The sequence below is a fragment of the Streptomyces sp. NBC_00569 genome, from assembly GCF_036345255.1.
GTDB lineage: Bacteria > Actinomycetota > Actinomycetes > Streptomycetales > Streptomycetaceae > Streptomyces.
Genome location: NZ_CP107783.1, coordinates 4,239,371 through 4,266,051, shown reverse-complemented (window position 1 = coordinate 4,266,051; position 26,681 = coordinate 4,239,371). Strand labels below are relative to the sequence as shown.

20 protein-coding genes are annotated in these 26,681 nt (G+C 70.3%); 9 read left to right on the top strand and 11 right to left on the bottom strand.

Features of this window, described 5'->3' with window-relative positions:
- Nucleotides 1–144: 144 nt before the first annotated feature.
- The 3 genes from ilvA (at nt 145) to OHO83_RS19020 (ending at nt 3,408) form a co-directional block, all read left to right on the top strand.
- Nucleotides 145–1,374: a threonine ammonia-lyase gene (gene ilvA, locus OHO83_RS19030; RefSeq protein ID WP_330279652.1), complete on the top strand. Its 1,230-nt coding sequence runs from the start codon at nt 145–147 to the stop codon at nt 1,372–1,374.
- A 184-nt stretch (nt 1,375–1,558) separates the two neighbouring features.
- Nucleotides 1,559–2,569: an ATP-binding cassette domain-containing protein gene (locus OHO83_RS19025; protein ID WP_330279651.1), complete on the top strand. Its 1,011-nt coding sequence runs from the start codon at nt 1,559–1,561 to the stop codon at nt 2,567–2,569.
- A complete protein-coding gene (locus OHO83_RS19020; RefSeq protein WP_266673608.1) occupies nt 2,566–3,408 on the top strand; it encodes an ABC transporter permease in 843 nt (280 codons plus the stop codon). The genes OHO83_RS19025 and OHO83_RS19020 overlap by 4 nt, the downstream gene beginning before the upstream one ends.
- A 122-nt stretch (nt 3,409–3,530) precedes the next feature.
- Here the strand turns inward: OHO83_RS19020 and greA are convergent, their stop codons facing one another.
- Nucleotides 3,531–4,028, bottom strand: coding sequence for a transcription elongation factor GreA (gene greA, locus OHO83_RS19015; protein WP_266673610.1), 498 nt, complete (start codon nt 4,026–4,028; stop codon nt 3,531–3,533).
- A gap of 198 nt (nt 4,029–4,226) precedes the next feature.
- Nucleotides 4,227–4,631, bottom strand: coding sequence for a DUF4307 domain-containing protein (locus OHO83_RS19010; RefSeq protein WP_330279650.1), 405 nt, complete (start codon nt 4,629–4,631; stop codon nt 4,227–4,229).
- A 172-nt stretch (nt 4,632–4,803) separates the two neighbouring features.
- Between OHO83_RS19010 and mca the strand changes: the two genes are divergently transcribed.
- On the top strand, nt 4,804–5,664 hold the full coding sequence (gene mca / locus OHO83_RS19005; RefSeq protein ID WP_266676593.1) for a mycothiol conjugate amidase Mca: 861 nt from the start codon (nt 4,804–4,806) through the stop codon (nt 5,662–5,664).
- Entirely contained in the window at nt 5,657–5,911 is a 255-nt protein-coding gene (locus OHO83_RS19000; protein WP_266673614.1) for a hypothetical protein, read from the top strand. Before mca ends, OHO83_RS19000 begins: the two co-directional genes overlap by 8 nt.
- Before the next feature lie 726 nt (nt 5,912–6,637).
- On the opposite strand, the gene OHO83_RS18995 is transcribed toward OHO83_RS19000, so the two are convergent.
- Nucleotides 6,638–9,841 (bottom strand): tetratricopeptide repeat protein, encoded by a 3,204-nt coding sequence (locus OHO83_RS18995; protein WP_266673616.1) that lies wholly within the window; start codon nt 9,839–9,841, stop codon nt 6,638–6,640.
- A 119-nt stretch (nt 9,842–9,960) separates the two neighbouring features.
- Here OHO83_RS18995 and OHO83_RS18990 point away from each other — a divergent pair, with 119 nt between their 5' ends.
- Entirely contained in the window at nt 9,961–11,979 is a 2,019-nt protein-coding gene (locus OHO83_RS18990) for a thioredoxin domain-containing protein (RefSeq protein WP_330279649.1), read from the top strand.
- Between the two features lie 33 nt (nt 11,980–12,012).
- Here the strand turns inward: OHO83_RS18990 and OHO83_RS18985 are convergent, their stop codons facing one another.
- From OHO83_RS18985 to trhA, 3 genes are all read right to left on the bottom strand, one after another.
- Nucleotides 12,013–12,639, bottom strand: coding sequence for a TetR/AcrR family transcriptional regulator (locus OHO83_RS18985; protein WP_405635450.1), 627 nt, complete (start codon nt 12,637–12,639; stop codon nt 12,013–12,015).
- The gene (locus OHO83_RS18980; protein ID WP_330279648.1) at nt 12,636–14,192 is read right to left on the bottom strand and encodes a DHA2 family efflux MFS transporter permease subunit; all 1,557 of its coding nucleotides are present in this window, start codon (nt 14,190–14,192) and stop codon (nt 12,636–12,638) included. The genes OHO83_RS18985 and OHO83_RS18980 overlap by 4 nt, the downstream gene beginning before the upstream one ends.
- Nucleotides 14,193–14,377: 185 nt before the next feature.
- On the bottom strand, nt 14,378–15,058 hold the full coding sequence (gene trhA / locus OHO83_RS18975) for a PAQR family membrane homeostasis protein TrhA (RefSeq protein ID WP_405635449.1): 681 nt from the start codon (nt 15,056–15,058) through the stop codon (nt 14,378–14,380).
- A gap of 239 nt (nt 15,059–15,297) precedes the next feature.
- Here trhA and OHO83_RS18970 point away from each other — a divergent pair, with 239 nt between their 5' ends.
- Nucleotides 15,298–17,139, top strand: coding sequence for a phosphoenolpyruvate carboxykinase (GTP) (locus OHO83_RS18970; protein ID WP_266673626.1), 1,842 nt, complete (start codon nt 15,298–15,300; stop codon nt 17,137–17,139).
- A 203-nt stretch (nt 17,140–17,342) separates the two neighbouring features.
- On the opposite strand, the gene OHO83_RS18965 is transcribed toward OHO83_RS18970, so the two are convergent.
- A complete protein-coding gene (locus OHO83_RS18965; protein WP_330279647.1) occupies nt 17,343–18,500 on the bottom strand; it encodes a hypothetical protein in 1,158 nt (385 codons plus the stop codon).
- Nucleotides 18,501–18,822: 322 nt separating this feature from the next.
- Here OHO83_RS18965 and OHO83_RS18960 point away from each other — a divergent pair, with 322 nt between their 5' ends.
- Nucleotides 18,823–20,244: a glycosyltransferase family 39 protein gene (locus tag OHO83_RS18960; protein WP_330279646.1), complete on the top strand. Its 1,422-nt coding sequence runs from the start codon at nt 18,823–18,825 to the stop codon at nt 20,242–20,244.
- Between the two features lie 166 nt (nt 20,245–20,410).
- Complete coding sequence (locus OHO83_RS18955) at nt 20,411–21,505, top strand: glycosyltransferase (RefSeq protein WP_329434149.1); 1,095 nt, start codon at nt 20,411–20,413, stop codon at nt 21,503–21,505.
- 122 nt (nt 21,506–21,627) lie between these two features.
- Here the strand turns inward: OHO83_RS18955 and OHO83_RS18950 are convergent, their stop codons facing one another.
- The 4 genes from OHO83_RS18950 to OHO83_RS18935 all read right to left on the bottom strand — a co-directional run bounded on the left by OHO83_RS18950 (nt 21,628) and on the right by OHO83_RS18935 (nt 26,583).
- Entirely contained in the window at nt 21,628–22,035 is a 408-nt protein-coding gene (locus OHO83_RS18950) for an SCO4983 family protein (protein ID WP_330279645.1), read from the bottom strand.
- 94 nt (nt 22,036–22,129) lie between these two features.
- The gene (locus tag OHO83_RS18945) at nt 22,130–23,341 is read right to left on the bottom strand and encodes a pyridoxal phosphate-dependent aminotransferase (protein ID WP_266673654.1); all 1,212 of its coding nucleotides are present in this window, start codon (nt 23,339–23,341) and stop codon (nt 22,130–22,132) included.
- Nucleotides 23,342–23,474: 133 nt separating this feature from the next.
- Nucleotides 23,475–25,070 (bottom strand): N-acyl-D-amino-acid deacylase family protein, encoded by a 1,596-nt coding sequence (locus OHO83_RS18940; protein WP_330279644.1) that lies wholly within the window; start codon nt 25,068–25,070, stop codon nt 23,475–23,477.
- Between the two features lie 214 nt (nt 25,071–25,284).
- The gene (locus OHO83_RS18935) at nt 25,285–26,583 is read right to left on the bottom strand and encodes an amino acid deaminase (protein WP_330279643.1); all 1,299 of its coding nucleotides are present in this window, start codon (nt 26,581–26,583) and stop codon (nt 25,285–25,287) included.
- Nucleotides 26,584–26,681: the final 98 nt, after the last annotated feature.

Genomic DNA, 26,681 nt, shown 5'->3' with positions numbered 1-26,681 from the left:
CCGGGGGCTCACTTCATGCGAGGGGTGGTGGGTTGGGGGACAGGGTACGCGGCCGGACGGCGGGCCGTACCGACGCTGCACAAACCAGTCTCGGACCGTGGTCACGCCCGGAGCCGTACGGCGTGAGCTGCGAGACTTGCCGTCATGAGCTACAGCACGGCTGACTCCTTGCCGACGGTGACCCTGGACGATGTGCGCGGCGCGCAGAAGATGCTCTCGGGGGTCGCTCGGATGACGGCGATGGAGGGCAGCCGGCACCTGTCGGGGCTGGTCGGGGCGCCGGTGCACCTCAAGTGCGAGAACCTTCAGCGGACCGGCTCCTTCAAGCTGCGCGGCGCGTACGTCAGGATCGCGGGCCTGCTTCCCGAGGAGCGCGCCGCGGGCGTGGTCGCCGCGAGCGCCGGAAACCATGCGCAGGGTGTAGCGCACGCGTCTTCTCTCCTCGGCGTACGCTCCACGGTCTTCATGCCGGTCGGCGCGCCCCTGCCGAAGGTCGCGGCGACCAGGGACTACGGCGCGGAGGTGCGGCTGCACGGCCAGGTCGTCGACGAGACGCTGGCGGCGGCGCAGGAGTACGCGCACGAGACGGGCGCCGTGTTCATCCACCCCTTCGACCACCCGGACATCATCGCCGGGCAGGGCACCGTCGGCCTCGAAATCCTGGAGCAGTGCCCCGAGGTGCGCACGATCGTCGTCGGCATCGGCGGCGGCGGGCTCGCCGCGGGCGTCGCGGTGGCAGTCAAGGCGCTGCGTCCCGATGTGAAGGTGATCGGTGTGCAGGCGGCGGGCGCGGCGGCGTACCCGCCCTCGCTCGAGGCCGGGCGGCCGGTGTCGATCCCGTATCCGGCGACGATGGCCGACGGCATCAAGGTCGGGCGCCCCGGTGACGTGCCGTTCCAGCTGGTCGAGGAGCTGGTCGACGAGGTCCGCACGGTCTCGGAGGACGAGCTGTCGAGCGCGCTGCTGCTCTGCCTGGAGCGGGCCAAGCTGGTCGTCGAACCGGCCGGGGCGAGCCCTGTCGCGGCGCTGCTGAGCGACCCGCACTCCTTCGAGGGCCCGGTCGTGGCGCTCCTGTCGGGCGGCAACGTCGACCCGCTCCTGATGCAGCGGATCCTGCGCCACGGCATGGCTGCCGCCGGGCGCTACCTGTCGCTGCGGCTGCGCCTGACGGACCGTCCCGGCGCCCTGGCCACGCTTCTCGGTGTGCTGTCCGTGGTCGACGCCAACGTCCTCGACGTGAGCCACGTGCGCACGGATCCCCGGCTCGGGCTCACGGAGGCCGAGGTCGAGCTGCACCTGGAGACGAAGGGCCCGGTGCACTGCGCCGAGGTCGGTGCGGCGCTGCGGGACGCGGGTTACCTCGTCATCGACTGACCGGCCGGCCGCGGCAACCCCGGCCTGCCGGGAGATTGCGGAAAACCGGTTGATGAGACGCGATGTATCGCGATACCTCGTGGTCCACGTCACCATTTTGTCGGGCGTGTCCAAGCGGACATACCTAAGATTCTGCCGAGCAAGGCAACCGAACAGGTCACCCACAACCCATGGGGGAAGCCACATGCCAGGCGCCATCTACGCCGAAGGTCTGGTGAAGACCTTCGGTGACGTCAGGGCTCTGGACGGCGTCGATCTCGATGTCCCGGAGGGCACGGTCCTCGGCCTGCTCGGTCCGAACGGGGCGGGGAAGACCACTGCCGTGCGCTGTCTGACGACGCTGCTCACGCCGGACAGCGGCAAGGCCGTCGTCGCGGGCATCGACGTTCTCAAGCATCCGAACGAGGTGCGGCGCTCGATCGGTCTCTCCGGTCAGTTCGCCGCGGTCGACGAGTATCTGACGGGTCGTGAAAACCTGCAAATGGTCGGCCAGTTGTACCAGATGAAGGCCAGGGAGGCGAAGGCGCGGGCGTCCGAGCTGCTCGAGCGGTTCAACCTCGCGGACGCCGCCGACCGGACCTCGAAGACGTACTCCGGAGGCATGCGCCGCCGGCTCGACCTGGCCGCCGCACTCGTCGTCTCGCCGCCCGTGATGTTCATGGACGAGCCCACGACGGGACTCGACCCGCGCAACAGGCTGCAGCTGTGGGAGGTCATCCAGGAGCTGGTCGCCGGCGGCACGACCCTGCTGCTGACCACCCAGTACCTCGAAGAGGCCGACCACCTGGCGCACGACATCTGCGTGATCGACCACGGCCGCGTCATCGCGCGCGGGACCTCCGACCAGCTCAAGGCCCAGACCGGCGGCGAGCGCGTCGAGCTCGTGGTCCACGAGCGGGAGCACATGACACCCGCCGCCGAGATCCTCGCCGGGTTCGGCAAGGGCGAGACCACCGTCGAGCAGCACACCCGCAAGCTCACCGTCCCCGTCACCGGCGGCGCCAAGCTCCTCGCCGAGGTCATCAGGGAGCTGGACACCCGAGGCATCGAGATCGACGACATCGGTCTGCGCCGGCCCACCCTCGACGACGTCTTCATCTCCCTGACCGGCCACGTGGCCGAGGAGAAGGACGAGAACGGCTCGGGGGCGGGTGCCGGCAAGCAGTCCAGGCGCAAGAAGGAGGCCGACAAGTGAGCGCCGTCACCCAGCCCCTCGCCCCCCGCCCCGCGGGCGGCCCCGCGCAGTCCGTCCGGGACTCCCTCGTCGTCGCCAGGCGCAATCTGATCCGGATGACGCGGATCCCCGAGGTCGTCATCTTCGGACTGATCCAGCCGATCATGTTCGTGGTGCTCTTCAGCTTCGTGTTCGGCGGCTCGATGAACATCGGGGGCACCACCGACCCCGCTGTCTACCGCGAGTTCCTGATGGCCGGCATCTTCGCCCAGACCGTCACGTTCGCCACGGCGGGCGCCGGTGCGGGCATCGCCGACGACATGCACAAGGGCCTCATCGACCGCTTCAGATCGCTGCCGATGTCCCGCGGAGCCGTCCTCACCGGACGCACCCTCGCCGACCTCGTGCAGACGGCCCTGACCCTGCTCGTCCTCGCGATCGTCGCGCTCCTGGTGGGCTGGCGCATCCACGAGGGCCTCCCGAAAGCCCTCGGCGCCTTCGGCCTGCTGCTCCTCCTCGGATACGCGTTCACGTGGATCGGCGCCCTCATCGGCCTGTCCGTTCGCACCCCCGAGGCGGCCACGTCGGGCGGGCTCGTCTGGCTCTTCCCGGTGACGTTCATCTCGAACGCGTTCGTGGACTCCAGCCAGATGACTCCTTGGCTGCGCCACATCGCCGACTGGAACCCGTTCAGCGCCACGGTCCAGGCCTGCCGCGTGCTGTTCGGCAACCCGGGCGTCTCGACGTCCGAAGCCTGGCCCATGCAGCACTCCGTGTGGGCCTCGCTGATCTGGTCCGTCCTGATCATCGTCGCCTTCCGGACGCTCTCGGTCCGCAAGTACCGCAACGCGACGGCCTGACGGCGACAGCCTGACAGCCCTACGGATACGGCCTGTCCGAGACGACCTGTCCGATACGGGGGGCGGCGAACAGGCGAAGGCCCCCGGCGCAGCACGCGCCGGGGGCCTTCACATGGGTCGGATCAGCCGCTGTAGGGCTTCGCCGCGAGGATCTTCACCGAGGCGAGCTTGCCGTTCGGCAGCTCGTACTGGGCGTCCTCGCCGATCTTCTTGCCGTTCACGCCGGAGCCCAGCGGGGACTGCGGCGAGTAGGTCTCGAAATCGGCGCTCGCGTACTCGCGCGAGGCGAGCAGGAACGTCATGGTGTCGTCCTCGTCGCCGTCGAAGGCGATCGTGACGACCATGCCGGGGGCGGCGACGCCGGCCGCGGCAGGCGCCTCACCGACCTTGGCCTTCTCCAGGAGCTGGGTCAGCTGGCGGATGCGGAGCTCCTGCTTGCCCTGCTCCTCCTTGGCCGCGTGGTACCCGCCGTTCTCGCGCAGGTCGCCCTCCTCGCGTGCTGCCGCGATCTTCACGGTGATCTCGGCGCGCGCGGGACCAGACAGGTACTCCAGCTCGTCCTTGAGCTTGGTGTACGCCTCCTGCGTGAGCCAGGTGACGTCTTCGCTGGTCTGGGTCACAGGTGCTCCTCGTAGGTACTGGGAATACAAAGCATCGCCCTACCCAGAAGCATGTGCTCTCACGGGAGGGCGAAACCACGAGCCTAACAATTCAGGCGCCGAAGGGGGAGGACATATGCCATCAAGAATTCGTCACCGCAGGTCAGGCATCGAAACCCGTACGGCCGGCGATGCGGCCGCGGGGTGGCGGCCGTGCGGTCAGCCCGCGTGGCAGCCGAGCAGCTCCGCGCTGGTGCCGCGGGACGTGGTGCGCAGGGTCACGACCTTGTCGATCCTGCTGTCGCGCTGGTCGAACCGGAAGTCCGCGCGGCCCACCTCGGCGCCGTCGGCGGACAGCGACCGGATGGTGCAGTAACCCTTCGCGTCGGCGTCCTTACGGACCTCGAGGTGCACCTTGACCGCCTCGTCGGAGGCCTTGAAGGTGATGACCTCGGCGCTGATCTTCGTACCGAACACGTAGTGGTACCCGAACCAGCCGATCAGGGCGACGAGCAGGGCGCCGAGCACGGCGCCGACGGTCTTCAGGGTGCGGTCCGCGCGTTCGTCGGCGGAGCGGGAACGGCCGTAGCGGCCGTCGGGGAGCTGCTCACTCACCGCACTCATGATCGATCCTCTCGCGCGGGGCGGTCGAGGACCGGCCCCGGACAGACTGCCGGAATTTTCCGCCCCCCGGTTCGGTCACTATAGAAGCCGCCCATTGCGCTGTATGACCGAGGGCGCCTTATTCACCGAGTCATTCACTGAGGATCTTGTCTTGACTGAGCAGCTGCGACTGATGGCGGTTCACGCCCACCCCGACGACGAGTCGTCGAAGGGCGCGGCCACCATGGCCAAGTACGTGTCCGAGGGGGTGGCCGTCCTTGTCGTGACCTGCACGGGCGGGGAACGCGGCTCCATCCTCAACCCGAAGCTCCAGGGCGACACGTACATCGAGGAGCACATCCACGAGGTACGCAAGAAGGAGATGGACGAGGCGCGCGAGATCCTGGGCGTCGACCAGGAGTGGCTGGGCTTCGTCGACTCGGGCCTGCCCGAGGGCGACCCGCTGCCCCCGCTGCCCGAGGGCTGCTTCGCGCTCGAGGACGTCGACAAGGCGGCGGGTGAGCTGGTCAGGCAGATCCGCTCGTTCCGCCCGCAGGTCGTCACGACGTACGACGAGAACGGCGGCTACCCGCACCCGGACCACATCATGACCCACAAGATCTCGATGGTGGCGTTCGAGGGCGCGGGGGACACCGAGAAGTACCCGGAGTCCGAGTTCGGCGCGGCCTACCAGCCGCAGAAGCTCTACTACAACCAGGGCTTCAACCGGCCGCGCACCGAGGCGCTGCACCAGGCGATGCTGGACCGCGGCCTGGAGTCGCCGTACGCGGAGTGGCTCAAGCGGTGGGACGAGTTCGAGCGGGTCGAGCGGACGCTGACCACGCACATCCCGTGCGCCGACTTCTATGAGATCCGCGACAAGGCGCTGATCGCGCACGCGACGCAGATCGACCCGGACGGCGGCTGGTTCCGCGTCCCGATGGACGTCCAGCGGGCGGTGTGGCCGACCGAGGAGTACGAGCTCGCGAAGTCTCTTGTCGATACCTCCCTCCCCGAGGACGACCTCTTTGCGGGCATCCGCGACAATGCCTGACATGAGCGCAAGCGCAAGCCTGGCAATGACGCATCTCGTCCCCCTCGCCAAGGAGGTCGACGAGAACAAGGTGACCCCGGGCGTCCTCGGTTTCATCGTCTTCGCGGTGATGGCCGTCGCCGTCTGGGGCCTGATGAAGTCGATGAACCGCCACATGGGCAAGGTCGACTTCAAGGAGAAGCCGGACGCCGCCGCGGACCCCGCGACCGGCTCCGGCGCCTCCCCGGCCTCGCCCGCCAAGGGCTGACGCCCAGCTGGACGGAACGCGCTCGGCACGGCGATGAGTCGCGCCGAGCGCCTTCGTGCTGCCACGGGCCTCCGGCGCCCGCTGGCCTCCGGCGCCCACGGGCCTCTGGTGCCCGCGCGCCCGGGGCCTCCGGCACCCGCTGACCGCGGCGTCCTCAGGCCCAGGGGTCCCCGGTGTCCGCGCGCCCCGGGGCCTCCGGCGCTCTGGCGCCCGCTGACCGTGGCGTCCTCAGGCTCACGCGCCCGCTGGTCTCCGGCGCCTCTTCAGGCCCACGGGCCTCCGGTGTCCGCGCGCCCCGGGGCCTCCGGCGCTCTGGCGCCCGCTGACCGTGGCGTCCTCAGGCTCACGCGCCCGCTGGTCTCCGGCGCCTCTTCAGGCCCACGGGCCTCCGGTGTCCGCGCGCCCCGGGGCCTCCGGCGCTCTGGCGCCCGCTGACCGTGGCGTCCTCAGGCTCACGCGCCCGCTGGTCTCCGGCGCCTCTTCAGGCCCACGGGCCTCCGGTGTCCGCGCGCCCCGGGGCCTCCGGCGCCTGCTGACCGTGGCGTCCTCAGGCCCATGTGCCTGCTGACCGTGGCGTCCTCAGGCCCGCGCGCCTGCTGACCGTGGCGTCCTCAGGCCCGCGCGCCTGCAGGCCTCCGGAGCCCTCAGGCCCTCGGCCCTCTCAGGCACGCGGGCTCCGGCGTCCACGTGCCCCCGGCGCCCACGCGCCCCGGCGCCCACGCGCCCTCAGTGGGCCGCGCTCACCTCCACGCCCATCACGTCCCGGGCGTGCCGATTCGGGACCATGCCGAGGCGCCAGGCCTGCCAGCCCGCCTCGAGGTCCGCGCCGCGCTCCAGGAGGAGCTGGTAGGCCTCCACGTAGTCGTCGAGCTTGCCGTCCCGGCCGGCGTGGGTGGTGCGGGCGAGCTGGGACAGCTCCTCCTGTGCCACGGCCGTGCCGATCTCCGAGCCGCCCGGTGACGCGTACGGCAGCAGCGTGCAGCGCAGGAAGTTCGCCCAGTCCTCGCCGCGGCGGTCGCCGTACGACGCGAACAGCGCCGCCGCCTCCTCGCACAGGGTCAGGGCCTGGGCCGCGCGCCCGTTGCCCGCGTCGACCACCGCCAGTTCCAGGCAGGTCCACCCCTCGCCGTGCGCGACGCCGATGCGCTGGAAGTCGGCGCGGGCGTCGACCAGGAGCTGACGGGCGAAGCCGGAGTTGCGCAGCGAGCCGGTCTGCGCGGCGCGCTGGTCACGCGTGACGCGGGCCGAGTGATGGCGGGCGCAGGCGAGCCCGTACACGTCACGCATCCGCGAGAACATCGTGCGGGAGCGCTCCAGCTCGCGTACCGCCTGGTCGAGGTTGCCGCTCTCCTCCAGGGCCAGGCCCAGGTAGTAGAGCGTCCAGGCCTCGCCGCGCGCGTCCTCGTTGTCGCGGTGGCGCGAGGTGGCCTGGCGCAGTCCGTCGGCGGCCGCCGAAGCGTCGCCGTCCACCAGGCGCGCCCGCGCCAGCTGGGTGAGCGCCCATGCCTCACCCCGGCTGTCGCGCGTACGGCTGTACAGGTCGAGGGCGGTGCGCAGCTCACGCTCCGCGCCCGGCACGTCGCCCATCCGCAGGCACAGCTGCCCCAGCTGGAAGTGCGCCCACGCCTCACCGTGCACGGACTCGTTCTCGCGGTGCAGGGCCAGCGCCGCCGTCAGCAGGTCGAGCGCCTCCTTCACGTGGGCCCGGTCGCGTTCCACCGCGGCGAGCGCGTGCAGCGTCCAGCCCCGGTCGCCCGACGTCTCGTCCGTGATCTGCAGGTCGAGGGCCTCGCGGAGCTTCGCCGCCGCATCCTTGAGCTGGCCCTGGTGGTGCAGCGTGATGCCCAGCGAGCACAGGGCGCGCGCCGCGCCCGCGTTGTGGTGCGCCTCGAAGTACAGGTCCACCACGGACGCCAGCGTCGTACGCGCCTTGTCGAGCTCGCCGAGCTGGCGCGCGGCGATACCCGTGCGCCACTGGACCGAGCGCACGAGAAGCCCTTGGTCGACGGCCTGGGTGAGTTCGCTGATCTCACCGAGGCGGTAGAGGTCGCCGCGCAGCAGGCAGTAGTCGCACAGGGCGCCGAGCAGGTTGAGCACGGCCGCCTGGTCGACGCCCTCCGCGCCCCGCAGCGTCGCCGTGATGAAGCTGGACTCGTCGTCGAGCCAGCGCAGCGCGGCGTCCAGCGAGGTGAAGCCGTGCGGGCCGATCTGGCCGGCGCGCGTGGACATCTTGCCGTCGACGAGCCGGATCACCGAGTCCGCGAGCTCCGCGTAGTTCTGGATGAGGCGTTCCTGCGCGGCCGTCCGCTCGGCCGGTTCCTCCTCGTCGAGGAGGCGGGCCTGCGCGAAGGAGCGGACGAGGTCGTGCAGCCGGTACCGGCTGCCCCGCACGTGGTCGATCAGCCCCGCCCGTGACAGCGCCGTCAGATGGCGGGTGGCCTCCGACTCGTCCGTCGAGAGGAGCGCGGCCGCCGCCGCCACGCCGAGCGAGGCCCGCCCGGCGAGTGCGAGCCGGCGCAGCAGCCGCCGGGCCGCCTCGGACTGGTCGGTGTAGCGCAGCCACAGCACCCGCTCGACCGGCTCCACGGGCCCGTACGCACCCAGGTCCGACGCCAGCGCGCGCGTGGTGCGCGGCCCGATCGCGGAGCCCGCGATGCGCAGCGCCAGGGGCAGGCCGCCGCACAATTCCCTCACGGTGTCGGACGATTCGGAGTCGTAGGGGCCCGACGCGTCCTCCGCGGACTCGCGCAGGAGTTCCTCCGAGCCCGCCGCGTCCAGCGCGTCCACCGGCACCTGATGCACCCATGCCGGGACGTCCGCGGGCAGGTCGAGCGGCTTGCGCGCCGTCACCAGCACGAGGCTGTCGGACCGCTCGGGGATCAGCGTGCGAACCTGCTCCGCGTCGCCCGCGTCGTCCAGCACGATCGTGACCGCAAGCCCCGTCAGATGCTGGTGGTACAGCTCGCTCAGGCGGCGCACCTGCTGCTCCTGCGAGGAACGCTCCCGGAAGAGCAGCTGTTCGCGCGGCGCGCCGAGCCGGTTCAGCAGATGGAGCAGCGCGTCCCGGGTCGACAGCGGGGCCTCGGGCGCGTCGCCCCGCAGGTCCACCACGCACGCGCCGCGGAACTGGTCGCGCAGCTCGTGCGCCGCCCGCACCGCGAGCGTCGTACGGCCCGAGCCCGGCGCGCCGTGCAGCACGACGACGGTGGGCCGGGTCTCGGTGCTCGCGCGCGCAGCGTGCACCCACTGCGCGATCCTCTGCATCTGCGTCCTGCGGCCCGCGAACGGGCCATCTGGCTCCGGGAGTTGGCCGAAAGACTGCTCCAGGACATTGCGCCGCCTGGCCGCCGCGCTCTTGTCAGTGCGGCGCAGCTGCGGTGTCGGCTTCTTCGCGCCGGTCCCCGCGGTGGCGGCGAGGACGCGCTGCTGGTCGAGGAACGGCCGGATCCCCCGCACGTCGAGCGCCGTCAGCCACTGCAGTCTCAGCTGTTCCGGCCCGCCGGGCTGGCTCCTCGCCCCGGCGCGGCGGCTCGCGGCGGGCACATGGGAGGCCGTCACCTTCGCGACGGTCGTGGCGGCGCCCACCACGGCGACGGCCGCGCCCGCGCCGACCGCGGTCCCCGCGCCCGTACCGAGCAGCAGGTCGGCCACGCAGGCGCCGACCGCGGCAACGGCCGTGACCAGCAGGGGAGTCGACCCGCGCTCCTGGGCGAAGCGCTGCCCGAACGACATCTGCCCGGCCTCGGCCTCGTCCAGGGCATGAGTGAACTGCGTGTACTCCTCGGCGGCGGTCTCCGCCATGGCGTCGAGCGCACCGCGCGCACGCGACAGCAGCACCCCGCCGTCCGTGCGCCCACCCGAACGCCGTACTTCCTCCTCCACGGCCCGGGCCAACAGCCCCTCGGCTTCCGCCCGATGGCTGTCTCGCATCTCAGGTCCCCCTCCGGCGGCAACGGTTCCGCGTCAAGTGTGCTGCGTATGGGGTCACGGCGCGAGAGGCCGGGGATCAAAGGACCGATCGGCGACCGGCGTGCGCGAGGATGGGGCGCATGCCGAACCGACTGGCCCATGAGACGTCCCCCTACCTCCTCCAGCACGCCGACAACCCCGTCGACTGGTGGCCGTGGTCGGCCGACGCCTTCGAGGAGGCGCGGCGGCGCGGGGTCCCGGTGCTGCTCAGCGTCGGGTACTCCAGCTGCCACTGGTGCCACGTCATGGCGCACGAGTCCTTCGAGGACGAGGCGACCGCCGCCCTCATGAACGAACGCTTCGTCAACATCAAGGTCGACCGCGAGGAGCGCCCCGACGTCGACGCCGTCTACATGGAAGCCGTGCAGGCCGCCACCGGACAGGGCGGCTGGCCCATGACGGTGTTCCTCACGCCCGAGGCCGAGCCGTTCTACTTCGGCACCTACTTCCCGCCCGAGCCCCGGCACGGAATGGCGTCCTTCCCGCAGATCCTGGAGGGCGTCGCGCAGGCGTGGGCTGAGCGCAAGGACGAGGTCGCCGAGGTCGCCGCGAAGATCGTGGGTGATCTGGCCGGACGCGAGCTGCCGTACGGGGACACAGAGGTTCCCGGTGAGGGCGAGCTCGCGCAGGCGCTGCTCGGCCTGACCCGCGAGTACGACGCGGCGAGCGGCGGGTTCGGCGGCGCACCCAAGTTCCCGCCGTCGATGGTGATCGAGTTCCTGCTGCGCCACTACGCCCGCACCGGCGCCGAGGGCGCGCTCCAGATGGCCGACGACACCTGCGAGCGGATGGCGCGCGGCGGGATCTACGACCAGCTCGGCGGCGGCTTCGCGCGCTACTCCGTCGACCGCGAGTGGGTCGTGCCCCACTTCGAGAAGATGCTCTACGACAACGCGCTGCTGTGCCGCGCGTACGCGCACCTGTGGCGGGCCACCGGTTCGGAGACGGCCAGGCGGGTCGCGCTGGAGACCGCGGACTTCATGGTGCGGGAACTGCGGACGAACGAGGGCGGGTTCGCGTCCGCGCTGGACGCGGACAGTGAGGACGCCGAGGGCCGCCATGTCGAGGGCGCGTTCTACGTGTGGACCCCCGAGCAGCTGCGCGAGGTGCTCGGGGACGCGGACGCCGAGCTGGCCGCCCAGTACTTCGGCGTGACGCAGCAGGGCACCTTCGAGGAGGGCGCGTCGGTACTCCAACTCCCGCAGCAGGACGTGGAGTTCGACGCCGCACGGGTCGAGGGCGTACGGCTCAGGCTGTTCACGGCGCGCGCCGAGCGGCCGGCACCCGGACGGGACGACAAGATCGTCGCCGCGTGGAACGGCCTGGCGATCGCCGCGCTCGCGGAGACCGGCGCGTACTTCGACCGGCCGGACCTGGTGCAGGCCGCACTCGCTGCCGCCGATCTGCTCGTACGGCTCCACATGGACGCGCGGGCGCGCATCGCCCGTACCAGCAAGGACGGCCGCGTCGGCGCGAACGCCGGGGTCCTGGAGGACTACGCGGATGTCGCCGAGGGCTTCCTCACACTGGCGTCCGTGACCGGCGAGGGGGTCTGGCTGGAGTTCGCCGGGTTCCTCCTCGACCACGTCCTCGACCAGTTCACCGACGCGGAGTCCGGCGCGCTGTTCGACACGGCGGCCGACGCGGAGCAGCTGATCCGCAGGCCGCAGGACCCGACCGACAACGCCACGCCCTCGGGCTGGAGCGCGGCGGCCGGCGCGCTGCTCTCGTACGCGGCGCAGACCGGTTCGGAGCCCCACCGCACCGCCGCCGAGCGGGCGTTGGGCGTCGTGCGGGCGCTCGGTCCACGCGCGCCGCGTTTCATCGGGCACGGGCTCGCCGTCGCGGAGGCGCTGCTCGACGGGCCGAAGGAGGTCGCCGTCGTCGGCGAGATCGGCGGTGAACTCCACCGCACGGCGCTGCTCGGCACGGCGCCCGGCGCGGTCGTCGCGGCGGGCCGGCCCGGCTCCGGCGAACTGCCGTTGCTGGCGGACCGGCCGCTCGTCGACGGCCGCCCGGCCGCGTACGTGTGCCGCAACTTCACCTGCGACGCCCCCGTCACCGAAGCCCAGCAGCTCGCGGTGAAGCTCCAGGACTGAAGGGAGCCGGACGCCGTGGGACCGTGCCGGGCGCTAGAGACCGTTCCTGAACGTCTCCAGCGTGCGGTCCATCAGGTCGCGCAGCTCTTCGCGGTGGCCGTGCTCGGCCCAGTACAGGGTGGTCTCCATGAGCGCGCCGACCAGCGCCATCGCGTAGACGCGGACCTCGAGGCTGTCGGCGTCGCGGCCGGTGCGCTCGCCGATCACCCGGCACAGCAGCTGCCCGGTGACGGACATGGACTCCATCATCCGGGAGCGCACCGCGGGCACCTCGACCTGGAGCCTGGTCCGCAGCCGTGACACCTCGGGATCGTCGTCGAACCCGAGGTGTACGGCCTGCGCGATCACGTGCTTCAGCGAGTCGATGATCGACTCGTCCGAGGGCCGTGCCCTCAGCTCGGTCTCCAGGACCGCGTCGTACTCGTCCGTGAGGACGATGTCCTCCTTGGTCGGGAAGTACCGGAACACCGTGGACGGCGACACCTCGGCGGCCTCGGCGATCTGCTCGACCGTCGTCGCGTCGTACCCCTGCTCGGCGATCAGGCGGTACGTCGCGTCCCTGATCGCGACCCGGGTCTTGAGCTTCTTGCGTTCGCGTAGGCCCATCCCGGGGCGGTCGGCGGCGGGGGTGGAGCGTGCGGAGGCGGCCATGGGGCTCATTCTCGGGCATCACCGGGGGCCGGGGCCACGCCGGCGGACGGCGCGGTACGGGGGAGCAGGGCGGCCGCCAGCAGGGCGGTGACCAGCGACGCGACACCCACGACGAGCAGCACCACGCTCATCCCGTGGAGGTACGCGGTGTTCGCCGACGAGGCGAGGGCGTGGTCCCCGAGCTTCGCGGCCACCGCGTGGGCGGCCATCACGGAGTCCCGGGCGGTGTCCGCCGCGGGACCGGGCAGGCCGGCGGTGTCGAGGCGGCTGCCGTAGGCCCCGGCGAGGAGCGCGCCGAGCAGGGCGATACCGAGCGCGCCGCCCACCTGCCGCACCGTCATCAGAAGGCCCGAGCCGCTGCCCGCCCGGTCCGCGGGCAGCGCCGACAGCGCGGCGCCCATCGCGGGAACGAGCGCGAAGGAGAAGCCGACCCCGGCGATGCCCAGCCACAGCGCGGTGAACCCGTACCCGGAGTCGGCCGTGGTGCGGCTGCCGAGGAACGCGGCGAAGGCCAGGACCGTGAGCGCCGCGCTGATCACCGCGGGCGGCCCGAACCTGGTGACCAGGGGCTGCGCGCACTTCGCGGCCACCAGCATCCCGGCCATCATCGGCAGCAGCCGTACGCCGGTGCCGAGCGCGTCGTTGCCGAGCACGGCCTGGAGGTACTGCGGCAGCACGAACATCAGGCCCGACAGGACGAACATGCCGAGGGTGGCCGCGAGCGTGTTGAGCAGGAAGCCGCGGCGGGCCAGCAGGGTGAGGTCGAGGAGCGGCCGCTCGCTGCGCCGCTCGCGCAGGACGAGGGCCGTGACCAGGGCGACGGAGGCCGCGAACAGGACCAGCACCACCGGGTCGGTCCAGCCGCGGTGCGGCGCCTCGATGATCGCGTAGATCAGGGCGCCGAGGCCGGCCGCGGTGAGCGCGGTGGAGACGGCGTCGACCCGCGGTGAGGCGGGGTCGCGGGTCTCCGGCAGCAGGAACAGGCAGGCCGTGATGCCGATGGCCACCATCGGGACGTTGACCAGGAAGACCGAGCCCCACCAGAAGTGGTCGAGGAGCCAGCCGCCGAGGATCGGGCCGAGCGGCATGCCGACCGCCGAGGCCGCGGAGATGACGCCGACGGCCTTGGTGCGCTCGTCGGGGGCGAAGAGCGAGGGCAGCACGGACAGGGCGAGAGGCATGACGAGCGCGGCGCCGACACCCATCAGGGCGCGGGCGCCGATCACCGGGCCGACATCGCTCGCGAGCGCCCCCACGAGCGAACCCGCGAGGAAGACAGCGAGTCCGGCGATGAGCATCCGGCGCCGCCCGAACCGGTCGCCGAGCAGCCCGGCCGGGAGCATCAGGGCGGCGAAGACGACGACGTACGAGTCCGCCATCCACTGCTGCTGACCGGTGTCCGCGCCGAGGTCGGCGGCCATGGTCGGCAGCGCCACGTTGAGGATCGTCATGTCGAAGCCGAGCACGAGCATGCTCGCGACCAGGGCGCCGAGCGCCCACCAGCGGCGCGGGTCGCGCTGCACGCTGTCCCGCGGTGAGTCCTGCTTGGTGACAGTAACCATGAAATGAGAGTAGCTCTCAAAAGGTGGTTACTGTCAACGTGGTCCGGGCGTACGGGCCATGGACCCGCCGCGCAAGGGGCGGGGCACGAAAGGGGCGGGGCGCGAAAGGCGCAAGGGCCGGGGTATGCCGGGGCAAAAAAATTGGCCGCGGCTCGGAAGCCGCGGCCAGAAGGGTGAAGGCGAGGTCAGGCGTGCTGGTACGCCACCAGGGAGATGCCGACGTAGTGCACGACGAACGCCGCGAGCGTGAGCGAGTGGAAGACCTCGTGGAAGCCGAACCAGCGCGGCGAGGGGTTCGGGCGCTTGATCCCGTAGATCACGCCGCCCGCGCTGTAGAGCAGCCCGCCGACGACCACGCAGACGAGCACGGCCGTGCCGCCCGCGTGGAAGAAGTCGGGCAGGAAGAAGACGGCCGCCCAGCCCATCGCGATGTAGCACGGGGTGTAGAGCCAGCGCGGGGCGCCGACCCAGAAGACCCGGAAGATGATGCCCGCCGCGGCGGCCGCCCAGATGCCCCACAGCAGCCACTGGCCCTTGGCCTCGGGGAGCAGCAGCATCGTGAGCGGGGTGTAGGTGCCCGCGATGATCAGGAAGATGTTCGCGTGGTCGAGCCGGCGCAGGACGCCGTCGGCGCGCGGGCCCCAGTTGCCCCGGTGGTAGAGCGCGCTCACACCGAAGAGCAGGCAGGCCGTCAGGACGTAGATCCCGCAGGCGATCCGGCCGCGGGTCGAGTCCGCGAGGGCGGTCAGCACCAGGCCGGAGATGACGACCGCGGGGAACATGCCCGCGTGCAGCCAGCCGCGCAGCCGTGGTTTCACCGGAACGGACTCTGTCGCGGTCACTTCGGATGGCGTGGCGGCAGTCATGAGCCGCATCGTACCTACGGGGCCGTAAGTAACGAACACGAGTGACGATCGGTGACGCAATCGAGTGGCGATCCTCACGTCGCTCAGGTGTGGGGTCCTCTGGACATATGCGCGCCCGCGTCGGATGATCATATGAGTGCGGTCGGCACCGGATGAGCGCCAGAGGGATCAACACGTGAAGCATCCGGGTCGCAGCCCCCAAGGGGCAACAAACAAAAACCCCTCATTTAGGAGCAATCGTGGCGCGCGACATCGCGGCTCCCGTTTCCTTGGGCACTGTCCCCACCAAGCACCAGGAACTGATCTCGTGGGTCAACGAGATCGCCGAACTGACGCAGCCGGCCCGTGTGGTCTGGTGCGACGGGTCCGAGGCCGAGTACGAGCGCCTCGCCGAGGAGCTGGTCGACAAGGGCACGTTCAAGAAGCTCGACCCGATCAAGCGCCCGAACTCGTACTACGCCGCCTCCGACCCGACCGACGTCGCACGCGTCGAGGACCGCACGTTCATCTGCTCCGAGAAGGAGCAGGACGCCGGCCCCACCAACCACTGGAAAGCCCCCGCGGAGATGCGCGAGATCTTCCAGGGTGACGAGGGTCGCGGCGGCATCTTCCGCGGCTCGATGAAGGGCCGGACGATGTACGTCGTCCCGTTCTGCATGGGCCCGCTCGGCTCGGACCTCTCCGCCATCGGCGTCGAGATCACCGACTCCGCGTACGTCGCCGTCTCCATGCGCACCATGACGCGCATGGGGCAGCCCGTCCTGGACGAGCTCGGCACCGACGGCTTCTTCGTGAAGGCCGTCCACACGCTGGGCGCGCCGCTGGAGGAGGGCCAGCAGGACGTGCCGTGGCCCTGCAACTCCACGAAGTACATCTCGCACTTCCCGGAGACCCGCGAGATCTGGTCCTACGGCTCCGGCTACGGCGGCAACGCCCTGCTCGGCAAGAAGTGCTACGCCCTGCGCATCGCGTCCGTCATGGCGCGCGACGAGGGCTGGCTCGCCGAGCACATGCTCATCCTCAAGCTGACCCCTCCGCAGGGTGAGTCCAAGTACGTCGCCGCCGCCTTCCCGAGCGCGTGCGGCAAGACCAACCTCGCCATGCTGGAGCCCACGATCTCCGGCTGGACCGTCGAGACCATCGGCGACGACATCGCCTGGATGCGGTTCGGCGAGGACGGCCGTCTCTACGCGATCAACCCCGAGGCCGGCTTCTTCGGCGTCGCGCCCGGCACCGGCGAGCACACCAACGCCAACGCCATGAAGACGCTGTGGGGCAACTCCGTCTTCACGAACGTCGCGCTCACCGACGACAACGACATCTGGTGGGAGGGCATGACGGAGGAGACTCCCGCCCACCTCACCGACTGGAAGGGCAACGACTGGACCCCCGAGTCCGGCGTCCCGGCCGCGCACCCGAACGCGCGCTTCACCACCCCCGCCTCGCAGTGCCCGATCATCGCGCCCGAGTGGGAGGACCCGAAGGGCGTGCCGATCTCGGCGATCCTCTTCGGCGGCCGCCGCGCCTCCGCCGTGCCGCTGGTCACCGAGTCCTTCGACTGGAACCACGGTGTGTTCCTCGGCGCGAACGTCGCCTCCGAGAAGACCGCCGCCGCCGAGGGCAAGGTCGGCGAGCTGCGCCGCGACCCCTTCGCGATGCTCCCGTTCTGCGGCTACAACATGGGCGACTACATGGCCCACTGGGTCGACGTCGCCAAGGACAAGGACCAGTCCAAGCTGCCGAAGATCTACTACGTGAACTGGTTCCGCAAGAACGACGCGGGCAAGTTCGTGTGGCCCGGCTTCGGCGAGAACAGCCGCGTCCTGAAGTGGATCGTCGAGCGCCTCAACGGCAAGGCCGAGGGCGTCGAGTCGCCGATCGGCATCCTGCCGACGCGTGACTCCCTCGACACGGACGGCCTCGAACTGGCCGACTCCGACCTCGACTTCCTGCTGACGGTCGACAAGGAGGTGTGGCGCGACGAGGCCTCTCTGGTCCCCGAGCACCTCAATACCTTCGGTGACCACACGCCGAAGGAGCTGTGGGACGAGTACCGCGCGCTGGTCGCCCGGCTCGGCTGACCCGCTCCCGTAGGACGACGCGGCGGGTCCCGCCGACTTCCGCCCTGACCTGTGGCGTCATCACGGGCCTGTCGCGCCCCGGCCCCCGAAGCCGATTCACCGGCTTCGGGGGCCGGACGTTTTCCCGTTCCGGGGGGTGGCCGTCTCGCGCGGGTGTGTCGTGCCCGGGTGGTCCGGGCACGACACGCTTCAGTGACGACCCGTCACTTGTGGCTCTTCTTCGTGAATCCCTTCTCGGCCGACCAGTCGAGGCCGCGGCTGGTTGCCAGCTGCTTCAACGCGGCCATGTCGTTCGTGGTCAGCGGCTTGCTGCTCATGAGCGGCTTGATGGATCTGGCGGACAGGGATCCGGCGGACAGGGTTGTTCCGGGCACCTGGTCAACGGCCGCTACCCATACATCTTCGGGGTCGCATTCGAGCACCGAAGGTTCGCCGTTGCTCACCGAGCAGATGCGTTCGAAGACCTGTCCGTCGGTGGTGACCACCTCGAACCTGACAGTGTTGCCGCGCTCTGCGACTGTGATGCCACAGGCGTTGGAGGGGTAGTTGTCGGCGGTGAGGTCCACCCAGGTGTACGGCGGGGTCGCGTTGAAGTCCTGAACAGCCCCGAACGCGGTTCCGTCGGGGGTCAGCACGGCCTTCGATTCGCGTTCGTCGGCTTGCTGGTCGGAGTCGATGGAGATACACGGTCCCGGGTTGCCGGTGTTGCCGGTGTTGCCGGTGTTGCCGGTGTTGCCGGTGTTGCCGGTGTTGCCGGTGTTGCCGGTGTTGCCGGTGTTGCCGGTGTTGCCGGTGTTGCCGGTGTTGCCGGTGTTGCCGGTGTTGCCGGTGTTGCCGGTGTTGCCGGTGTTGCCGGTGTTGCCGGTGTTGCCGGTGTTGCCGGTGTTGCCGGTGTTGCCGGTGTTGCCGGTGTTCCCGGTGTTGCCGGTGTTCCCGGTGTTCCCGGTGTTCCCGGTGTTCCCGGTGTTCCCGGTGTTGCCGGTGTTCCCGGTCTTGCCGGTGTTACCCGTGTTCCCGGTATTACCGGTGTTCCCGGTATCACCCTTGGGGCCCTTGCACTTGTCCTTGTTCTTGTCCTTGTCGCCCAGGACGCCGTAATCGCCGTAGCGATTCTCCTTGTCGTCCTTGCACTTGTCGCCGCCCAGCGCCCCTGCCTGGGCCGTTCCGGCGTTCTGCGACGTCGCGGCGCCCGCCAGCGCGGGGCTCGTGAAGCCAAGTACCACGACGGCCAGCGATGCCAACGCACCGCCGGCGACCCACCTACCACGCCGGGGAAGGGGGCCCAGCTTGGATCGGGTCCCGTTTTCAGGACTCATCTGTTCTGCTCCTTGGTGAACCTGCGTGTTTTCCGGAAGCTCCATTGAGCCTCCCTCGGGGTCTTTCGACAGTGCGTGCAATGCGGTTGAGTGGTACGCAAAGTGATCAATACAATGGCCCAGCGTAAGGGCCCCATAAGAGATCCATTGGTGTGCAGTGCCTACGCTGCTCGGTGGGAGACTTGGATTATCGGTTTGGTGGCACCGCGCCTGAGGGCCGATCGGGCGAATGGCGGCATTGTTTGTCCGTGGCAGTCCCGGGCGGCAATGCGACGGCTCTAAGACTGTTTCCGTGACAACCCTCACCCGCCCTGTCCGGAACACAGAGACTCAGACGGAGACCACGAGGCGGAAACGACTCCTCGGGATGTCTGCCGGTCTGTGGATGTGGCCGGCGCTGACCACGCTGGCGATTGCGTTCATCCGGATCGACGGCCCTCAGCTGGGCACCGACGAGCTCGTCACCTCGGATGTGGGCCGTCGCAGCCTGGGCCAGACTCTGGCGATGCTGCACAACGTCGACGCGGTGCATGCCACGTACTACGTTCTGATGCACGGGTGGATGGCCGTCTTCGGTGATTCCGAGACGGCCATGCGCATGCCCTCGGTGCTGGCCATGAGCGGAACAGCGGCTCTTGTGGCGTTGATCGGGCGCAGAGTCTTCGACTCGCGTGCCGGGGTGTGCGGCGGGTTGCTCTTCGCCCTGCTCCCCGTCGTGAGCCGGTTCGCCCAGGAGGCTCGCAGTTACGCCCTGGTGGTCCTGGCCGCGACCTTGGCGACGTTCCTGCTGCTCCGCGCCCTCGATGCGCCCAGGCGATGGTGGCGTTGGGCGGGGTACGCCCTGTGTGTGGCGGGCATCGGGCTACTGCACCTGATCGCGCTGACCGTCCTGGCGGGGCACTTCGCCGCGGTCGTCCACCGGACCCGCCGGGAGGGCGGCGGCGTCCTGTGGCGCTTCTGCCTCGCGGCTCTGGCCGGTGCGGCCGGTGTGATCCCGGTGGTCGTGCTGGGCACGTCGCAGGCGTCCCGTCAGCTCTTCTGGGTTCCTGAGCCGGACCTGTGGGGCCTCACCGCCATCTGGTCCGAGGTGTTCACCTCCGGCCTGTGTGCCGGAGTGGTGATGACGCTGGCCGCCCTGGCATGGACGGAGCGCCGCGATGTCCTTCTGCTGTGCTTCACCGTGGCCGTGCTGCCTCCTTTCGTGTTGTGGGCGGCGTCCCACGGAGATGTCTCCTACTTCCGTTTTCAGTACGCCTTGTTCACGGTGCCGGCCTGGGCGGTGCTGGCGGGGGCCGGCCTTGCCCGGGCGGCGCGGTCCTGGCTGACGGTTGCCGTGGTTCTGGCCGTGGTCGGTCTGCTCGTGCTGCCCGACCAGCGCAGGATGAGAGGGGAATTCGAACACGATGTCCCGCACAATGCGGATTACAAGGCGGCCGCGCGGACCATCGAAAAGTATTACCGCTCCGGGGATGCGGCGGTCTACGTCAAGGGAGCTCCATGGATGCTCGATCAGGGAGTTCGCTATTATCTTCGGCCCGGCCTGAAGCTGCGGGAAGTCTTCGTCGCCAAACCGGCGGCCGAGAACAGCGAACTGTTTCCGCTTTATTGTCCGGCGCCCGTCATGTGCTTGAGGGGCGAGAGTCGAATTTGGGTGGTGGTGCCGGGAAATGATCCGGATCCCTTGAATTCGGTCCCCGCGGATCAGGCCGCGGCGCTGCGTGCGCAGTACACCACCGCCGGGACGGTCCCCCTCAGTGGTCTGACTGTCGCGCTGCTGGACAAGCGATAGGTCCCCGGTCCTGCGCCGTGTCGCCGCGGGAGCGGCTTCGCGTGCGCTCGCCGACGTCAACTCGGCGCGCTTGTACGGCCGGTGTCGTGCCGTCAGATGTCTTTCCGTTTCGCTGATGTACCTCACGAGCTGGATGAAATCTGTGAAATCAACGATCTGCTTGAACATGATCGTCAAGAACGAGGCCCACGTCATCCGCCGCTGCCTCGAATCCGTGCGCCCTTTGATCGACACCTGGGTCATCGTGGACACGGGCTCGACCGACGGCACCCAGGACGTCATCCGTGAGGTCTTCAGTGATCTGCCCGGCGCCCTGCACGAGCGACCGTGGAAGGGATACGACGGGAGCCGCAGCGAGGCGATCGACCTGGCACGCTCCGAAGCCGACTATCTGCTGTTCATCGATGCCGACGACCTGATCGAGGTGGAACCCGGCTTTCGCATGCCGGAGCTGACTCACGACGCCTACTATGTCGCCCTGCACAGCGGGACGCTCATCCACTGGCGCCAGGCTCTGGTCTCGACTCGGCTGCCCTGGCGCTACGTCGGCGTCCTGCACGAGTACATCGAGTGCGACACGTCGTACAGCCTCGGGACGTTCAAGGGCGCCAACATCCTCTCGGTCGGGGGCGGCGCACGCCTGAAGGAGGAAGGCCAGCGGAAGAAGTACCTGCGGGACGCCAAGATCCTTCAGAAGGGCCTGATCAAGGAACCCGACAACTCCCGCTACGTCTTCTACCTGGCCCAGAGCTGGCGCGATGCCGGAGAGCCGAAGAAGTCACTCGCCGCCTACGACCGCCGGACACGCATGGGCGGCTACGCCGAGGAAGTCTTCTGCGCTCACCTCTACGCCGCACGGCTCGCGGCAGAGCTCGGCCGGCCGCCGGGTCAGGTGATCGACCGCTACCTCCGCGCGTACGAAAGCCGTCCCTCGCGCGGCGGCGAAGCCCTCGGTGGACTCGCACGCTATTGCCGCATGAACGGCGAGCGCTGGCCCCTTGCGTACATGTTCGCGCGGCAGGCGGCGCAGATTCCGTACCCGAAAGACACTCTGTTCGTCGAGTTCGAATGGTACGAGTGGCACTCGCTCGACGAACTCGCCGTGGCCGCTTACTGGATCGGGGAATATGAGGAGTCGGCGCGCTGCAGCCAACGCCTCCTCGAGAGCGGCAAGGTGCCCGCCGAGCACCTCGACCGGGTGACCCGCAACCTCGCATCGTCGCGCGAGAAGCTGGGTTCGAGGGAACTCGTGGACGCCTGACCGGATCCGGCGGTTCCGCCTCGCGGCCGGCGCCTGCGGACGAGCCGGCGGTCGTCACGTCGTCAGGCGGTACATGAAGGGCACCCGGCCCGCGCGCCTCCCCGGCCCGCGGACCGGGGCCGTCAGAGGGCGCCGACCAGTCGAGCGGGTGCGGCGGGGGTGGTGGCGGCGGTGATCGCCGCCGTGTGCGCGTCCATCTGCTCGGCCGCGAGGATCGCGGCCGCCGTGTCGGCTCGGGACGCGGCCACCACCAGTGCGCGGCCCGCTAGGGCGTGGGCGCGGCGGTGGAGCGCGAGTGCGGGGGTGTCGGTTCGGCCGGTGTGCCGGGCGGGCGGCGTGCCGCGCAGTCGGGCGACCTGGTCGGCGATGTGGCCACCCACCTCGCCCATGCCGAGCTCGTCGGTGACCGCGAGCAGGGCCGCCAGGTGCCCCGCGAGCTGGATGTCGAGCTCCTCCTCGCGGGAGCGGTGGGGGAAGTCGCCGGGGTCGGCCATGGCGTGGACCGACTTGGTGCGGATCGGCTCGTACATGGCATGGCCTCCAGGCGGGTAGCTTGAAGACCATCCTAGCTTAGATTCAGTCTAAAGTTGAGTCTTGTCCCTGAAGGGGGCGCTCGGGCGGTCCTCAGGGCTGGCTGTAGCCGTCCAGGAAGCGGCCGATTCGGGTCACGGCCTCCGTGAGCTGGCCGACCGTCGGCAGCGTGACCACCCGGAAGTGATCCGGCTCCGGCCAGTTGAACCCCGTACCGTGCACGACCATGATCTTCTCGGCGCGCAGCAGGTCGAGGACCATCTGCCGGTCGTCCTTGACCTTGAACACCTTCGGGTCGAGCCGCGGGAAGAGGTACAGCGCGCCCTTCGGCTTCACGCACGTCACGCCCGGGATCTGCGTCAGCAGCTCGTACGCGGTGTCCCGCTGCTCCTTCAGGCGGCCGCCCGGCAGCACCAGGTCGGTGATCGTCTGGCGGCCGGTGAGCGCCGCGACGACGCCGTGCTGGCCCGGCATGTTCGCGCACAGCCGCATGTTCGCCAGGATCGTGAGGCCCTCGATGTACGAGTCGGCGTGCGCGCGCGGCCCGGAGATCGCCATCCAGCCCACGCGGTAACCGGCCACCCGGTACGCCTTCGACATGCCGTTGAAGGTGAGGGTCAGCAGGTCGGGGGCGATGGCGGCGGTCGGCGTGTGCGTCGCGCCGTCGTAGAGGATCTTGTCGTAGATCTCGTCCGAGCAGACCAGGAGGTTGTGGCGGCGGGCGATGTCGGTCAGGCCGCGCAGCATGTCGTCGCTGTAGACGGCGCCCGTCGGATTGTTCGGGTTGATGATCACGATCGCCTTGGTGCGGTCGGTGACCTTCCGCTCCACGTCGGCGAGATCGGGCATCCAGTCGGACTGCTCGTCGCAGCGGTAGTGCACGGCCGTGCCGCCGGAGAGGGAGACCGCGGCCGTCCACAGGGGGTAGTCCGGTGCCGGGACGAGGACCTCGTCACCGTCGTCGAGGAGCCCCTGCATCGCCATCACGATCAGCTCGGAGACGCCGTTGCCGATGAAGACGTTCTCGACGTCCGTCTCCACGCCCTGGGTCTGGTAGTGCATCATCACCGCGCGGCGCGCCGCGAGCAGGCCCTTCGCGTCCCCGTAGCCGTGCGCGTCGCCGAGGTTGCGGAGCATGTCCTCGAGGATCTCGGGCGGGCACTCGAAGCCGAACGCGGCCGGGTTGCCGGTGTTGAGCTTGAGGATGCGGTGGCCTGCTGCCTCCAGACGCATCGCCTCCTCGAGCACCGGGCCCCGGATCTCGTAACAGACATTGGCGAGCTTCGTCGACTGGATCACCTGCATATCCGTGAGCTTACGGCCGGGTATGGCAGGGCGCTTCGTGTTTTCGGACACGTGGGGCGGCGCGGACGGGCGCTTCGGGGCGTCGCCGCCGGTGGGCGCGGTGGCCCGCGCCCGGCCCGGCCGTCCGGGACGGTTACGCCGTTCTACGGACCGACCGCCCCGCGAGCACGTCTGTGCGGCGCCCGTCCTCCATCACGAACTTCCCGTCGATCAGGACGTGCGGGATGCCCACGGGGAGCGTGCGCGGCGCCTCGAACGTGGAGCCCGCCGCCACCGTCTCCGGGTCGAACAGGACCAGGTCGGCGCGGTAGCCCTCGCGGACCAGGCCGCGGTCGGCCAGGCGCAGCCGGGCCGCGGGACGCGACGTGAGGTGGGCGACCGTCTCCTCCAGCGACATGAGGCCGAGCTCACGCGCGTAGCGGCCGAGGTAGTGCGGGAACGTGCCGTACGCGCGCGGGTGCGGCTTGAAGCCCTGGAGGATGCCATCACTGCCGCCCGTGTGCACCGGGTGCCGCATGATCGCCCGGACGTTGTCCTCGTGGCCGACGTGCTGGAGGATCGTCGAGCCCAGCTTGTCGTTGATGAGCAGACGGCGCGCGGTCACCCACGGCGCCTCGCCGCGCAGGTCGGCCGACTCCTGGACCGTCTTGCCGACGCAGGACGCGAGCCCCGGGTCGGACACGCCGGAGATCTCGATGGCGTCCCACTCGATGGGCACACCGTGGCAGCCGTCCGCCCCGATGACCTCCATGTGGTGGCGGATCCTCTCGGCGGTCGCGTCGTCCTGCAGCCGCTTCATGATCTCGTCGGGGCCGCCCTCGCTCGCCCAGCTCGGCAGCATCGCGACGAGCGTCGTGCTGCCCGGCGTGTACGGGTAGGTGTCGAGCGAGATGTCGGCGCCGTCGGCGAGCGCCGCGTCGAGCAGGGAGATCAGCTCGGGCGCCTTGCCCTTGTTCACCCCGAAGTTCATGGTGGCGTGCGCGAGATGGAGCGGGCAGCCCGCCTCGCGGGTGAGCTCCACCATCTCCCGGTACGCGTCGAGCGCCCCGGCGCCGTACGAGCGGTGGTGCGGACAGTAGTAGCCGTCGTACGAGGCCACCACGCGGCACAGTTCGGTGAGTTCGGCGTCCTTCGCGTACATGCCGGGTGTGTAGGTGAGGCCGGACGACATGCCGACGGCGCCCTGCTCCATGCCCTCGGCGACGAGGCGCTTCATGTGTTCCAGCTCGCCCGGCGTCGCATCCCGGTCGTCCCAGCCGACCGCGTACATCCTCACGGTGCCCTGCGGGATCAGATACGCGGCGTTGACCGCGATGCCGCGGTCCAGACGGTCCAGGTACTCGCCGACCGTGCGCCAGTCGAAGTCGATGTCGGAACCGTCACCGTTCCAGCCGGTGATCGCACGGCGGACCTCGGCGAGCGTGCGGTCGTCGACCGGCGCGTACGAGAGGCCGTCCTGGCCGAGGACTTCGAGCGTGACGCCCTGCGCGGCCTTCGCGCTGTGATCCGGGTCGCGCAGCAGCGCCAGGTCGCTGTGGGCGTGCATGTCGATGAAGCCGGGGGCTACCGCCAGGCCGGCCGCGTCGAGGTTGCGGCGCCCGGCGGGGCGGGCGCCGGCGCCCTCGCGGTGGATCGTGGTGATCCGGCCCTCTTGGACGCCGACGTCGGCGCGGTAGGAAGCACCGCCGGTGCCGTCGATGACGTGCGCGTCGCGGATGACCAGGTCCATGGGGGGGTGCCTCTCTTTGGTACGGGGGTTCGGGTGCGGGTCTCGTCGTGGCTGGTCGCGCAGTTCCCCGCGCCCCTGAAATGCATGCGCTGCGCGCAGCATTTCCCCGATGGGGAAGGCGCGGCGAAGCCGCAAGCCTCCAGGGGCGCGGGGAACTGCGCGACCAGCCCCCACCGAAGCCGCACCCGAACACGCGGCCCCGATGCCCTTCGCCCTAGAAGAACGTGCGGACGTAGTCCACGACCGTGCCGTCCGCCTCGACGAGAGGAATCAGCTGCCACTTGTCGAACGACGTGCACGGGTGCGACAGGCCCATGCCGAGCCAGTCGCCCACCGCCAGGTCCTCGCCCCGGTCCGTGCGCACCCAGCCGTGCTGGTCGGAAAGCCCCGTCACCGTCACGCCGGTGGCCTCGCGCACCTCGCCCGTACGGGCGTCCCGCACGACCTGTGCCTCGGGCAGATCGAGGTCGTACGCCGCGTCGCGCTTGCCCGCGTTCGTGAATGCCTGCTCCGGCGTCGGGCGCGAGACGACCTGCGCCCACAGCCGGAACGCCGGGTGCAGCGCACCCTCCTCGGGCACCCGGTTGAACGGCGTCAGGTGCTTGTAGTGGCCGTCGTCGTGCGACACGTAGGCGCCCGAGCGCAGCAACTTCAGTACGGGTGCGGAGAGTTCGGGCAGTTCGGTGAACACCTCCGCCACCGAGTCGAACCAGGCGCTGCCGCCCGCGCTGACCACGATCTCGTCCAGGTCCGCGAAGCGGTTCGCCTTGTCGAGGTCGACGAGCAGCCCGGTGAGCCGGCGCAGCCACGCCCCGACGGTCTCGGGCGACGCGTCGGGTACCTCGCCCTCGTAACCGGCGACGCCGACCAGGCGCAGCGTGTCCGCCGCCGCGACGGCGTTCGCGAGGTCGAAGCACTCGTCCTCGGTGCGCACGCCCGTGCGCGCGCCCTCGCCCGCGCCCAGCTCCACGACCACGTCGACCGGGCGCGTCGCCCCGGCCTCGGCGAGCGCGGCGTCCATCAGCTCGACGCCGCGCACCGAGTCGACGTAACAGATGAAGCGGAAGCCGGGGTCGCGGTCGAGTTCGCCCGCGAGCCAGCGCAGGGCGGCCGGGTCGACGAGCTCGTTCGCGAGGAAGATCCGCTCGATGCCGAAGGCGCGGGCGACCCGCACCTGATGCGGGACGGCGAGGGTGATGCCCCACGCGCCGTGCTCGATCTGGCGGTGGAAGAGCTGCGGCGCCATCGAGGTCTTGCCGTGGGGCGCGAAGGCCAGGCCGTGGTTGGTGGCATATGTCTCCATGAGCGCGAGGTTGTGCTCGAGGCGCTCGGCGGAGAGTGCGAGGACCGGGGTGGTGAAGCCGCCGGTGAAGAGGTTGCGGCGCTCGGCCGCGAGCTCGCCGACGGTCAGGCCTTCCGCGTCCGGGGGCAGCCCCTTGAAGCGGTGGTCGACCCGCTCGAGATCCAGATCCCTGAGACGGGCTACGGCGTTGACGGCGCTGTCGGCGGCCATGGAGCCTCCTCGTAAGAAGGCCGTTGCAAATAATGCAACGGTCATTGCGTATGTCGCTTACTGCTGTCTAACATCCGAGCCAACGCCGGGTCAACGGA

Excerpts from the sequence above, each read along its gene's own strand:
- OHO83_RS18955 (WP_329434149.1), top strand. The coding sequence starts at position 20,411 with ATGATCGTCAAGAACGAGGCCCACGTCATCCGCCGCTGCCTCGAATCC.
- OHO83_RS18950 (WP_330279645.1), bottom strand. The coding sequence starts at position 22,035 with ATGTACGAGCCGATCCGCACCAAGTCGGTCCACGCCATGGCCGACCCC.
- trhA (WP_405635449.1), bottom strand. The coding sequence starts at position 15,058 with ATGACTGCCGCCACGCCATCCGAAGTGACCGCGACAGAGTCCGTTCCG.
- OHO83_RS18985 (WP_405635450.1), bottom strand. The coding sequence starts at position 12,639 with ATGAGCCCCATGGCCGCCTCCGCACGCTCCACCCCCGCCGCCGACCGC.
- OHO83_RS18935 (WP_330279643.1), bottom strand. The coding sequence starts at position 26,583 with ATGGCCGCCGACAGCGCCGTCAACGCCGTAGCCCGTCTCAGGGATCTG.
- OHO83_RS18960 (WP_330279646.1), top strand. The coding sequence starts at position 18,823 with ATGTCTGCCGGTCTGTGGATGTGGCCGGCGCTGACCACGCTGGCGATT.
- OHO83_RS19000 (WP_266673614.1), top strand. The coding sequence starts at position 5,657 with ATGCCTGACATGAGCGCAAGCGCAAGCCTGGCAATGACGCATCTCGTC.
- OHO83_RS18940 (WP_330279644.1), bottom strand. The coding sequence starts at position 25,070 with ATGGACCTGGTCATCCGCGACGCGCACGTCATCGACGGCACCGGCGGT.
- OHO83_RS18995 (WP_266673616.1), bottom strand. The coding sequence starts at position 9,841 with ATGCGAGACAGCCATCGGGCGGAAGCCGAGGGGCTGTTGGCCCGGGCC.
- OHO83_RS18965 (WP_330279647.1), bottom strand. The coding sequence starts at position 18,500 with ATGGAGCTTCCGGAAAACACGCAGGTTCACCAAGGAGCAGAACAGATG.
- OHO83_RS18990 (WP_330279649.1), top strand. The coding sequence starts at position 9,961 with ATGCCGAACCGACTGGCCCATGAGACGTCCCCCTACCTCCTCCAGCAC.
- OHO83_RS18945 (WP_266673654.1), bottom strand. The coding sequence starts at position 23,341 with ATGCAGGTGATCCAGTCGACGAAGCTCGCCAATGTCTGTTACGAGATC.
- OHO83_RS18980 (WP_330279648.1), bottom strand. The coding sequence starts at position 14,192 with ATGGTTACTGTCACCAAGCAGGACTCACCGCGGGACAGCGTGCAGCGC.
- mca (WP_266676593.1), top strand. The coding sequence starts at position 4,804 with ATGGCGGTTCACGCCCACCCCGACGACGAGTCGTCGAAGGGCGCGGCC.
- ilvA (WP_330279652.1), top strand. The coding sequence starts at position 145 with ATGAGCTACAGCACGGCTGACTCCTTGCCGACGGTGACCCTGGACGAT.
- OHO83_RS19025 (WP_330279651.1), top strand. The coding sequence starts at position 1,559 with ATGCCAGGCGCCATCTACGCCGAAGGTCTGGTGAAGACCTTCGGTGAC.
- OHO83_RS19010 (WP_330279650.1), bottom strand. The coding sequence starts at position 4,631 with ATGAGTGCGGTGAGTGAGCAGCTCCCCGACGGCCGCTACGGCCGTTCC.